Source organism: Thermostichus lividus PCC 6715, from assembly GCF_002754935.1.
GTDB lineage: Bacteria > Cyanobacteriota > Cyanobacteriia > Thermosynechococcales > Thermosynechococcaceae > Thermosynechococcus > Thermosynechococcus lividus.
Genome location: NZ_CP018092.1, coordinates 2,518,270 through 2,530,044 on the forward strand (window position 1 = coordinate 2,518,270; position 11,775 = coordinate 2,530,044).

At 52.5% G+C, this 11,775-nt stretch carries 9 protein-coding genes and 1 pseudogene; 6 read left to right on the top strand and 4 right to left on the bottom strand.

Annotated elements, in window-relative coordinates; translation table 11 throughout:
• Positions 1-49: 49 nt before the first annotated feature.
• Positions 50-436 (top strand): hypothetical protein, encoded by a 387-nt coding sequence (locus BRW62_RS12240; RefSeq protein WP_099799643.1) that lies wholly within the window; start codon positions 50-52, stop codon positions 434-436.
• Between the two features lie 146 nt (positions 437-582).
• Here the strand turns inward: BRW62_RS12240 and BRW62_RS12245 are convergent, their stop codons facing one another.
• Both BRW62_RS12245 and BRW62_RS12250 read right to left on the bottom strand, forming a co-directional pair.
• Positions 583-1,377, bottom strand: coding sequence for a hypothetical protein (locus BRW62_RS12245; protein WP_099799644.1), 795 nt, complete (start codon positions 1,375-1,377; stop codon positions 583-585).
• 115 nt (positions 1,378-1,492) lie between these two features.
• Positions 1,493-2,053, bottom strand: coding sequence for a hypothetical protein (locus BRW62_RS12250; RefSeq protein ID WP_157768373.1), 561 nt, complete (start codon positions 2,051-2,053; stop codon positions 1,493-1,495).
• A 252-nt stretch (positions 2,054-2,305) separates the two neighbouring features.
• Between BRW62_RS12250 and trpS the strand changes: the two genes are divergently transcribed.
• From trpS to BRW62_RS12265, 3 genes are read left to right on the top strand one after another with little or no spacing between them, the layout of a single operon-like run.
• Positions 2,306-3,313, top strand: coding sequence for a tryptophan--tRNA ligase (gene trpS, locus BRW62_RS12255; RefSeq protein ID WP_099799646.1), 1,008 nt, complete (start codon positions 2,306-2,308; stop codon positions 3,311-3,313).
• Positions 3,310-4,572 carry a hypothetical protein gene (locus tag BRW62_RS12260; protein WP_099799647.1) on the top strand — a complete coding sequence of 421 codons (1,263 nt, stop codon included), beginning with the start codon at positions 3,310-3,312 and terminating at the stop codon, positions 4,570-4,572. The genes trpS and BRW62_RS12260 overlap by 4 nt, the downstream gene beginning before the upstream one ends.
• 8 nt (positions 4,573-4,580) lie before the next feature.
• Positions 4,581-5,747 (top strand): aminotransferase class V-fold PLP-dependent enzyme, encoded by a 1,167-nt coding sequence (locus BRW62_RS12265; RefSeq protein WP_099799648.1) that lies wholly within the window; start codon positions 4,581-4,583, stop codon positions 5,745-5,747.
• 48 nt (positions 5,748-5,795) lie between these two features.
• Here the strand turns inward: BRW62_RS12265 and BRW62_RS12270 are convergent, their stop codons facing one another.
• Both BRW62_RS12270 and BRW62_RS12275 read right to left on the bottom strand, forming a co-directional pair.
• Positions 5,796-6,353, bottom strand: coding sequence for a hypothetical protein (locus tag BRW62_RS12270; protein ID WP_198406050.1), 558 nt, complete (start codon positions 6,351-6,353; stop codon positions 5,796-5,798).
• A gap of 100 nt (positions 6,354-6,453) precedes the next feature.
• Positions 6,454-7,738 (bottom strand): annotated as a pseudogene (locus BRW62_RS12275) (RNA-guided endonuclease InsQ/TnpB family protein).
• A gap of 589 nt (positions 7,739-8,327) precedes the next feature.
• On the opposite strand from BRW62_RS12275, the gene pflA reads away from it, so the two are divergent.
• Positions 8,328-9,074 (top strand): pyruvate formate-lyase-activating protein, encoded by a 747-nt coding sequence (pflA, locus tag BRW62_RS12280; RefSeq protein WP_099799649.1) that lies wholly within the window; start codon positions 8,328-8,330, stop codon positions 9,072-9,074.
• 29 nt (positions 9,075-9,103) lie between these two features.
• Positions 9,104-11,755: a bifunctional acetaldehyde-CoA/alcohol dehydrogenase gene (adhE, locus tag BRW62_RS12285; RefSeq protein WP_099799650.1), complete on the top strand. Its 2,652-nt coding sequence runs from the start codon at positions 9,104-9,106 to the stop codon at positions 11,753-11,755.
• Positions 11,756-11,775: the final 20 nt, after the last annotated feature.

Here is an 11,775-nt window from a genome sequence, read left to right on the forward strand (position 1 = left end):
CAACGGCAACCACCGTAGGACGCTACCAAGCCGCATCCCTTTTGTTGCTATGCCTTATACCCTTGTGCAACGCTTTGTCAGCCTTGGTCTGCTCATGGCCGGTGTCGGTCTTGCTCCCGGTGCCTTTGCCCAACGCTTGCCCCGCCTACGCCAAGGGATGAACTATCCAGAGGCGCGTGAGCAGTTGATTGCCCGCGGGTGGCAGCCTGTTGTCAATCCAGTTATGCTAGAGGTCACGAATACCACTCCCATTGTGGCTTATCTCATTAGCCAAGGGTTTAGTGAGTTGATTGGCTGTCAGCCCTTTGGTGTGGATGTCTGTGCCTTTCAGTTCCGTAACCGCCACGGCCATATCCTAGAAATTGCCACCGTGCATTTGGGGGTGACACCGGGCGGTACCATTACCAGTTGGGTTGTGCGGCGCAATACGCCTTGAGCTAGGTTCTACAAACGCATTTGCTAGGGGCAGGTGATTTGGCTAATGCGATGAAGGTATTGCGTTAACAGCGCCTTTACGAGTTCGTTTGTGGACTACGTAAGAATCCCCCGACGTTAGTCGGTGGGAGTGTCAACAGACATTGCCTAGACATCTGGAATGAGCGCCAAATTAGCAGTATCTACCGTGTAGAACCCTGCCGGCACCGCAGCGGTAGGGCGGGCACAAATAACACTGTCGGACGGTCCAGCAATGACAACTAAATTAGCACTAGTTGAGCACGGGACTTGCACAAGTTCATAGCTGCTCAGGAGTTGGCCGCCGGGGCTATTATTCACTACCACCACCTGTGGGTTGTTATTAGCATTAGCAATACTGCCTGCCACTGCGCCAGCGACAGCGGCAGAGGACAGCCCAATGGCAAGGTTGCCCCAAAAGCCACCCCCCCAGTAACGAGGTGTTGGATACCATGGCCGATTCCCATTCCACCACCAGTGGTTCCAGCCCGGTCGCCAACGTGGGTTCACAATAATGTTGTTATTGTTCCAGCGATTATTTCGCCAGCTGCGATTATTAATATTAACGTTATTCCAATTGCGGTTACGCCGGTCAACATTGATATTATTCCAGTTGCGATTACGGCGATCAATGTTAAGGTTTGTCCGATCAATGTTGCGAATACTATTCGGGCGATTATTGCGGTTGCGAATGACATTCCGGTTAATGTTGGCGTTGCCCTCAAGATTCCAAAGGTTGTTGCGGTTTACACGATTACTAAGGTTGCGCTCACGGTTAAGCGCCCCGCCAAGGTTGCCCCGCCCGCCGCCGCGATTGGCAAGGGCAGGCAGCGGATTAACCAGTGCTGCCAACAGCAGCGTAATGAGCACTCCTCGCCCAACAGCAAGGGGATAGTTGAGGAGTGAGAGTGAGTTGCGCATCATCCAGTCATCCTTTAAGATACAGAGCTAGGGGGTCTATCGGCTTAGGCACCAGCCGTTACCCCGCGTGATGGGACGTTGGGACAGGGTTATTCTTGATCCAAACACCAAACATGACTTACTGCGGCACAAGGGATAGCGTTTCTGGATCAACAATATAGACACCGCTGGGTACCATAGCGGTGGGTTGGGCACAAATGACACTCCCTTCTGGCCCGCGGATCACTACTAAGTTGGAGGTGTTCGCGCTATTACAGGGTACCTGCATCAAACTGTAGCTAGAGAGCAACTGCCCTCCTGGACTGGTCACAACTACAGTGGGTTCCGACTGTTCTGCTGCCACGCTCCCAGCAACTGCTCCGGCAACGATACCCCCCCAAAAGCCCCCGCCCCAATATACCCGATTGGGATACCAAGGGCGACTCCCATTCCACCACCAGTTGCCTAAGCCTGGATTCCAGCGGGGATTAACAATTGCGTTATTGTAGCGGTAGCGTGGCGCTGCCGGGGTGACATCTACACCGCCACGGGGGGTGATATCAACAGGGCCACGAGGTGGGTTGCCGGCCGGTCGCCCACGTCCGCGAGGAGCCGCCATTACTGACAGGGCACTGCTTCCCAAAAAGGCTATGCCGGTTATGAACACGGGGAGCGATCGCCAGCGCGGTGGCTGAATCATGGTGGTTCGACCTCAACGTAAACGGATAGGAGAGTTGCTATGATAATTAGGATCTCTCGTTTCCACTCTAGCCAACCCTCTTAACCCTCATCCGTCCACTGTTACTCACTGTTACGTTTCGACAGAGGATACAGAACTTCTTTACATTTTGTCTTGTTTTCGCCTCGCTGCTTGCTTAGAATCCCTAGGGCAATCGCCGGAGGGGTGACAGTCCCCAGTAGCATAGAAAAGGAGCCATCACGGGAGAGTCGGGTGACCAAAAAACGGGTGTTATCGGGGGTTCAACCCACGGGAAGTTTACATCTTGGCAATTACTTAGGGGCTATTCGCAATTGGGTGGCCGGTCAGGCAAACTACGAAAATTACTTCTGTGTTGTTGATTTGCACGCCATTACGGTGCCCCACGATCCAACGGTACTGGCTGCCAATACCTATACCGTTGCTGCTCTCTACCTTGCCTGTGGCATTGATCCGAACCATGCCACCATTTTTGTGCAGTCCCACGTCAGTGCCCATGCTGAGCTAACTTGGCTGCTGAACTGCATCACGCCCCTCAACTGGTTGGAGGACATGATCCAGTTCAAGGAAAAGGCCGTCAAGCAGGGGGAGAATGTCGCTGCTGGGCTGCTGGACTATCCGGTACTGATGGCGGCAGATATTTTGCTCTACGATGCTGATCTGGTTCCCGTGGGCGACGATCAAAAGCAGCATCTAGAGCTGACCCGCGATATTGCCGCCCGGGTCAATTATCTGTTTGCCCGCAACCAACCACCCATCCTAAAGCTACCGGAGCCCTTCATTGCTAAGGCAGGGGCACGGGTGATGAGCCTCACCGATGGCACCAAGAAAATGTCGAAGTCAGACCCGTCGGATATGAGTCGCATTAACCTATTGGATTCTGCCGACGAGATTCGCAAAAAAATTAAGCGCTGTAAAACGGACCCCATCCGAGGGTTGGTTTTTGACGATCCAGAGCGTCCCGAAGCAAATAATTTGCTGGGGTTGTACCAAGTGTTAACAGGACAAACCAAGGAAGCGGTGGCGGCTGAGTGCGCTGAGATGGGCTGGGGACAGTTTAAGCCCTTGCTAACGGATGCGGTGATTGCAACGCTTGAGCCGATTCAGCAACGCTACCGCGAGATCATGACCGATCTCACCTATTTGAGAGGGTTACTGAAGGCCGGCCGAGATCAAGCCGCGACCGTTGCCAATGCCACTCTTGAGCGAGTGAAGTTAGCGTTTGGCTATGCCCTGTTATGACGATTGGCCGGCAGTTGCGGCGGGGCTGGCGCACGTTCTGGCGGCGATCGCGCCTTGTCAATAACGAACCCCTGAATCGGGTAAGTTTAATCGTCATTATTTTGGTGGATATTTTTATCCTCATTAATGTCTTTAGTGGCCTAGCGGAAATTGGCAACTGGCTGCTGAGTCCGAGCCAAGCACAGCCGTGCTATGCCCCATGGCAGGCCTATCGCCAGCAAACGGGGGGCGATCGCCACTGGCAGTTTATCGAGCAGCAAATTCGCGATACCCTTCCCCAACCCTCTGAGACGAGACCCCCTACTTTTCTAGAAGCTCTAGAGCAGAGTGCTGTCGGGAAATTGGGGCAAATCTCTGAGAGTTGTGTCACCTATGCCCGCTATCAGGATGCAGTGAACACGACAGTCAATCAGGAGCGGCTCCGCCTACTGAGGCAAAAGCAGCAGGAGATCGATAGCCTCGAAGCCACTAACCAGCAGATTCGCCAAGAGTATGACTCAACGCTGCTTGAACAATTAGCAGGCCAACCCACAGAGCAATCCATCAACCTAGTAGAAGCCGCTAAAGCCAAGGCGACCCTAGAGACCAACAACCGCAAAATCGCCACCCTAAATCAAGAGAAGGCAGCTCTTCAGCAAACGATTCTGAATGAGCCATCGAGCCAAACATTCCTACAGTTTTTAGCTAACGATGCCACCTTTGCCACCCTTGAGGCTGAGTACCAGCACTCGCAGTTTTGGTACCCTAGCCTGCGGTTTTTGCTGCAAGCGCTCTTTTTAGTCCCCTTGATTGGGGTGGCGTGGGGGGTCAACCGCTACGCCGATCGCCACCAGTACGGCTTGGTGGCGCTGATGAGTTGGCACCTACTGGTCATTTTCTTGATCCCGCTGATCCTGAAAATTTTTGAACTGTTGCAGGTGGGGGTGCTGTTCCGCTGGCTGTCGGAGCTGGTGGTGACCCTGTTTGGTGATCTCCTTTTTCTGGTGCGCTACCTCTATATTTTGATCATTCCTGTGGTTGGCTTTGGCCTGATTAAGGTGGCACAGGCGCTATTCCTCAACCCCCACCGCCAAGCGGCTGGGCGGGCGCAAAAGCAGCGGTGTCTCCGCTGTGGCAAGCGATTACAGCACGGCGATCGCCACTGTCCCCATTGTGGTTACTTGCAGTGGCTGCCCTGCCCGTCCTGTCAACAGCCCACCTATCGCCACCTTCCCTATTGCCGCCATTGTGGCGCTTCAACCACGCTGCCGCCCTCGTGAGACACGCTATGGATCTTGAAACCCTCAACGCTTATCACCACAGTTATCCGGCTCTGCTGAATAAAACCTATCTCAATTACGGTGGCCAAGGCCCACTGCACCAACAGACATGGCAGGCGCTGATCCAAAGCGATCGCCACATCCAAGAGCAAGGTCCGTTTGCGAATCGAGTCTTCCCATGGCTCGCGCAGCAATTACAAGACCTACGCCAAGCCCTCGCCGATTTACTCAACACCACTCCCGACACAATAGCTCTGACGGATTCAGTGACCAGTGGTTGCAATATCGTTCTCTGGGGTATTAACTGGCAAGCAGGGGATCATCTGTTGATCTCGAACTGTGAGCATCCCGGAGTAGTGGCCATTGCTGAGCAGTTGCAGCGGCGCTTAGGAGTGGTGGTGGATCGGGTTAATTTCTGGCCATGGTGTGAGGACGATGTGACAGCCATTGCAGCGCGGCTTCATCCCCGCACTCGCTTGGTGGTGATCAGTCATCTGCTGTGGAACACCGGTAAGCTATTACCCCTGCAAGACATTGTGCAGTTATGCCATCAGCAGGGGATTCAAGTGCTAGCGGATGCCGCCCAGAGTGTGGGAATGGTGCCCCTGAACCTACCTGCCTTGGGGGTGGATTACTATGCGTTTACGGGGCATAAGTGGTGCTGTGGGCCTGCGGGTCTGGGTGGACTGTATATCCGCCGCGATCGCATCGAAACCCTTGAACCGACCTTTGTGGGCTGGCGGGGCATTCATCAGACCCGGGATGCGCAACCCGCTGGCTGGAAAGAGGATGCCAGCCGCTTTGAAGTGGCTACCACAGCATTTTCCTTGGTCAGTGCCCTCACCACGGCTGTTGGGGTACACGATCAATGGGGCAGCGTTGGCGATCGCTACCGTCGCATTTGTTATCTTAGCCAGTACCTATGGCAACAGTTGCAGGGCATTGCGGGCTTAACCTGCCTCAGTCCAGTGCCTCCTCCCTCCGGCCTCGTGTCCTTTCAGCTTGCCAATGGTCAACACCGCCAACTGGTGCAGGATCTCGAAGCCCAAGATATTCTTGTGCGGGAGTTGCTATATCCTCCTTCGGTGCGCGCCTGTGTGCATTACTTTACCTTGCCCCAAGAGTGCGATCGCCTTGTCCTAGCGCTCAAAGACTGGCTAAAGAGTCACCCCTAAATACTAGCTGACCTACGCCGCAGGAATTTCCCTAGAAAACGCCGCGCATCATCGATCGTGGTGGCTGGAATAAAATGCGAGGCATTGTGCCGCGTCTGAAAACATCCCAAGGCAGCCTCTAGGTTTCCTTCGGCACCAATCCAGCGCCAAAATTGCGGAAAGGCGGTTTTCAATCTCCGCTAGGTCAATGGTCATGGTGTGGGTTTTATCGCGCAAAAAGAACTCAATGTTGCTGTTAACCGTGTCGCAGTAGTCTAAGCACACGGCAAGGGGATCTGCATTGGCAGGGAGGTTCAGCAAAATACCTTCCCGGTAGGCTTTCATGATCCAAATACCATAGCGTTCGCGATAACTGCGGGCTACACTGGCTGCATCCCGGCGCAAATGCACGTAGAAGGCGCGATCGCCGTAGGCACGATCTAAGCGGCCTAAAAACCATGAGAGGCGATTATCCACTTCGATGTGTTGATCCGGATAGGCGAGGCGATCGCCTCCCAGCAGAAAGGTGCGCGACTCGTGGGCACTAGTGAAGTTCGTCATATAGCTACAGGCCTTGGCAAAGGTCACCGAGCCGCAACGACCGGTACACAGCACAAAAACATTCATCAGAACCTCCGAGACACCCATTTTGGCAGGGGGTTAACCCCTGCCTACTGCTTCTTTCACTGAACCACACCGTGGGGCTAGTGTTGACATACTCTCCGCTCTAAAGAGCAGGGATTCTTGTTCTTGGTTCTACGAGCGCACTTACCATGTTAGGTTGCCCTTCCATAGCAGCGGTACATCTCTCCCCAAGCGTTCCCTCTTGCGAGGCGGTTCCCTTATGCCCTAAGGTACCGTTTTGCCATTCCATCCCCAAGATGCTTAGCCCCTTTTTCAAGATATTCAGAGCCGCGTTCTGGTCTCTGTCTAACTCAAACCCGCACTTAGGACAACTATGGGTTCTAGTGGATAGAGTTTTTGGCACCCTATGACCGCAATGAGTACAGTCCTGTGTGGTGTATTGTGGCGGTACTGACACTACTGCCTTATCCCACACCTTCCCGTAGTAGTCCAGCCATTGGGTGAACTGAGACCAACTAGCATCATGGATGGATTTGGCAAGATGATGATTCTTGACTAGGTTCTTCACCTGCAAGTCCTCATACACCACGACAAAGCGCTCCGCGCCGCCAAAGGCGAACGTTAGATGCCACTACGCACCGAGCAAGCTTGATTGCCCAGTCTTTACGTTGGCGTTGAACTTTCAGATGTACTTTGCCTAGTTTTTTCCTTTGCTTGTGATAATTCTTGGACTGAGGCTTGGCTCCTTTATTGAACGTCCTACTTAACCTGCGTTGGTGTTGCTTTAACCTCCGTTCACTACGTCTTAAAAACTTAGGACAATCGACCGTGTTTCCGTTCTGGTCGGTGTAGAAGTGTTTTAACCCCAAGTCAATACCGATGACATTGCCTGTGTATTGTCCTTGCTCTTTGCGCTCTACATCCAAGCAGAATTGAGCATAGTACCCATCTGCCCTGCGTATCACCCGCACTCGGTTGATTTTAGAGTTGAGGATATACTGTCTTGCCTCTCCATTGCAGTACAAGGCAAATGTACCTGCATTGAAGCCATCAGTGAAGGTGATGGACATCCCATCCCCTGACAGCTTCCAACCCGATAGCTTGTACTCTACAGAGCGGCAATGCTTCTTGAATTTGGGGTATCCCTTCTTTGCCTCCTTGTTTTTGCAGTTGGTATAGAAGCGAGAAATGGAAGCCCAAGCTCGCTCTGCACTTGCCTGCCTTGCCGCTGAGTTTAACTTTTTAGCAAAATCAAACTCTTGAGCCAAGGTTTTGCAGTGGGAATAGAGGTCATTCCTGCCCACACCCTTGTTGTCCATCCAGTGCCGTACACACTTGTTGCGCACAAATTGTGCGGTACGGATGGCTTCGTCCAGAGACTGATATTGCTCTTGTGTGCCCTTTAGCTTGGCTTCTATGACTCTCATGGCTCCATTTTATCACAGACTCAGCTTGATAAAACAATATGCGCCTTATATCCCCATAGCTAAAGCTAGGGGCTTTACGGCGTTTTTTCGGTAAAGCTACCCTATGGGCATGGTGCTAGGAAACAGCTTGTTTGGTGCAAATTAATTGCCAGCAAATAGGTCACACCGCTACAGAAACTTAAATCAGAAAATAGACGTTGATAAATTTTATATAATCTAAAGTGAGGTGCATTCCTAACGATGCGATCGCCTCACTTAAACAATGCCTAAATCAGCAGTGGCAAGGAATCAGACTATTCCGGGCAAATATTAAGCAAATCAGCAATTCTCAGCAATCTCTGGCCTTTATAAAGTCTTGATTAAGGAATGAATTCTCTCTGGATCGTTCTTTTATAATGGATTTAGGGACATATTTGAAATTGCTGTTATTAGCTATTATTAGTTGCTTGTCCCTCTCCAATTTACCGTCATTGAGACTGTATCAAGAGTCCCAAACAGCGTAAACCGGCTTATGAATTCATTCACCACAAGAGGTTTCAGCATTGTTGTCCAGTGGTAACACACCAATTCAATTTCCCTTGAGGTACCTATGGTGTCAACTCTGCCCGAGCAGCAGACAATCGGTTACATTCACTCCGTTGAGACCTGTGGCACGGTTGATGGCCCAGGGATCCGCTACGTGATTTTTACTCAGGGATGCCCGCTGCGCTGTCTGTACTGCCATAATCCTGATTGTCGTGAACCCCATCAAGGCAAACCGGTCACCGTCACAGAACTGCTCAACGACATTGAGCACTACCGCTCTTACCTGCGGCAGGGGGGGGTTACCGTCAGTGGTGGCGAACCCTTAATGCAGCCAGAGTTTGTCCGCGAAATTTTTGAGGGCTGCCATAACCTAGGGTTACACACGGCCTTGGATACCTCTGGCTATGTGGTGTTAGATGTGGCCAAGCCAGTGGTAGCGGCTGCTGACTTGGTGTTGCTGGATATTAAATCCTTCTTGCCAGATACCTATCGGCGGGTCACTAGTGTCGCCATTACACCCACCCTTGAGTTGGCTCGCTACCTCGATCAGATTCACAAACCCACTTGGATTCGGTTTGTGCTAGTGCCCGGCCTCACGGACGATCCGGACAACATCCGTGGCCTCGCCCAATTTGTTGCTGGTCTGCGCAATATCGAAAAGGTTGAAGTCCTGCCCTTTCACAAAATGGGGGAATACAAATGGCAGCAGTTAGGGTTGCCCTATCAATTGTATGACACCCCTGCCGCCAGTCCGGACGATGTTGCCCGGGCGATCGCCATCTTTCGTGACTACAATCTCACAGTTCAATAATCCCTTGATGAAGGTTTAAGGAGTAGCCAATGACTGCCACCACCAGCTATGCACCGGTCAAGGATTTGACGGGGTTAGAAGCACTCATCCAGCGCGTCAAAGACGCCCAAGCACGCTACGCCCAGTTTACCCAAGCCCAAGTCGATCATATTTTTCATCAGGCTGCAATGGCCGCTAACCAAGCCCGCATCCCCCTTGCCAAGGCTGCGGTTGCCGAAACTGGCATGGGGCTTGTCGAAGATAAAGTGATTAAAAACCACTTTGCCTCAGAGTTTATTTACAACAAGTACAAAGAGGAAAAAACCTGTGGGGTGATTGAAGATGATCCCCTCTTTGGCATCCAAAAAATTGCTGAACCCGTAGGCATTGTGGCGGGGGTGGTGCCGGTCACCAATCCCACCTCGACCACGATTTTCAAAGCCCTGATTTGCCTGAAAACTCGTAATGGCATTATCTTTTCTCCCCATCCTCGTGCCAAAGCCTGTACGGCTGAGGCCGCCAAGATTGTCCTAGAGGCAGCAGTGGCGGCGGGTGCCCCTGCTGACATCATTGGCTGGATTGATGAACCCACCATTGAATTGTCGCAGGCACTCATGCAACACCCTGAGATCAAGCTGATTTTGGCAACGGGTGGGCCGGGGATGGTTAAGGCCGCCTACTCCTCCGGCCATCCCGCCATTGGGGTGGGGGCTGGCAATACCCCTGCCCTCATTGATGCCACTGCCGATATTGCCACCGCTGTTAGCTCGATTTTGCTCAGTAAGTCCTTTGACAACGGCATGATTTGTGCATCGGAGCAGTCAGTCATTGTGGTTGATGACGTGTATGAGGCAGTGAAAGCCGAATTTCAACGGCGGGGCGGCTATATCCTCAAACCAGAGGAGCAAGAGCGGGTTGGGCAACTCATTTTGAAAGATGGCCGCCTGAACGCCGCTATTGTCGGTCAGTCAGCGTCTCGTATTGCTGCTATGGCTGGCATTGAGGTACCCCCACAGACGCGGGTGCTGTTGGCAGAGGTTACCGAGATTGGTGTCCAAGAGCCGTTTGCCTACGAAAAACTGTGTCCGATCTTGGCACTCTACCGCGCTCCCCAGTTCCATAAAGGGGTTGAGATGGCAGCGCAGCTAGTCAACTTTGGAGGGATGGGGCACACGTCCGTTCTCTATACCGATCCCCGTAATCAAGATGATATTGCCTACTTTAAGTATCGGATGCAAACTGCACGGGTACTCATTAACACGCCGTCTTCCCAAGGGGCGATCGGGGATCTGTATAACTTTAAGCTGGATCCCTCCTTAACACTGGGCTGCGGCACGTGGGGCGGCAACATCATTTCCGAAAACGTCGGCCCCCATCATTTGCTGAATATCAAAACCGTGAGCGATCGCCGCGAAAATATGCTTTGGTTCCGGGTGCCACCTAAAATTTACTTCAAACCTGGGTGCTTACCTGTGGCACTGCGGGATTTAGACGGCAAACAACGCGCCTTTTTAATTACCGATAAACCCCTTTTTGACCTAGGTATTACCGATCCCATTACCCATGTCCTTGAGGAAATGGGGATCAAACACGATATTTTCCACGAGGTAGAGCCAGATCCCACCCTGAGCACGGTTAACCGTGGCCTTGCCTTGCTTCGACAGTATCAGCCAGATGTCATCATTGCCGTTGGTGGTGGCTCCCCCATGGATGCAGCCAAAGTCATGTGGCTTTTGTACGAGCATCCTGAGGTCGAGTTTGACGGCTTGGCCATGCGCTTCATGGATATCCGCAAGCGGGTCTATCAATTGCCTCCCTTAGGACAAAAAGCCATCATGGTCGCCATTCCTACCACCTCGGGTACCGGCTCAGAAGTCACCCCCTTTGCTGTTGTCACCGATGACCGCGTGGGGATTAAGTATCCCTTAGCTGATTACGCCTTAACCCCCACGATGGCCATTGTGGATCCTGAGTTGGTGCTGCACATGCCGAAAAAACTCACGGCCTACGGTGGCATTGATGCCCTCACCCACGCGTTGGAGTCTTACGTGTCGGTACTGTCCACGGAATTTACCGAAGGATTAGCCCTAGAAGCCATTAAGCTGCTGTTTGCCTACCTGCCACGCGCCTACCGCCATGGGGCTGCCGATCCAGAAGCGCGCGAAAAAGTGCACTATGCCGCTACCATCGCGGGGATGGCCTTTGCCAATGCCTTTTTGGGGGTGTGTCACTCCATGGCGCACAAGCTCGGATCTACCTTCCATGTCCCCCATGGTCTAGCCAATGCCCTGTTAATTTCCCATGTCATTCGCTATAACGCGACGGATGCTCCCCTGAAACAGGCAATCTTCCCGCAGTATAAGTATCCGCAGGCCAAAGAACGCTATGCCCAGATTGCCGATGCGTTGCACCTAGGGGGTGAAACGGCAGAGGAAAAAGTCGAACGGCTGATTGGGGCGATCGAAGACCTGAAAGCTCAGCTAGAGATTCCAGCTACCATTAAGGAAACACTGCATAGTGAAGATCAAATTTTTTACGATCAAGTAGCAGAAATGGCAGAGCTAGCCTTTGACGATCAGTGTACGGGAGCCAATCCCCGCTACCCGCTCATTCAGGATCTGAAGGAGCTTTACACCCTTGCCTATATGGGGTGCCGCTTAGAGGCCGCAGCCTATCATCCCGAACATTCATCAACCGCTTAGGCGATTTGCCCCTAGCTACA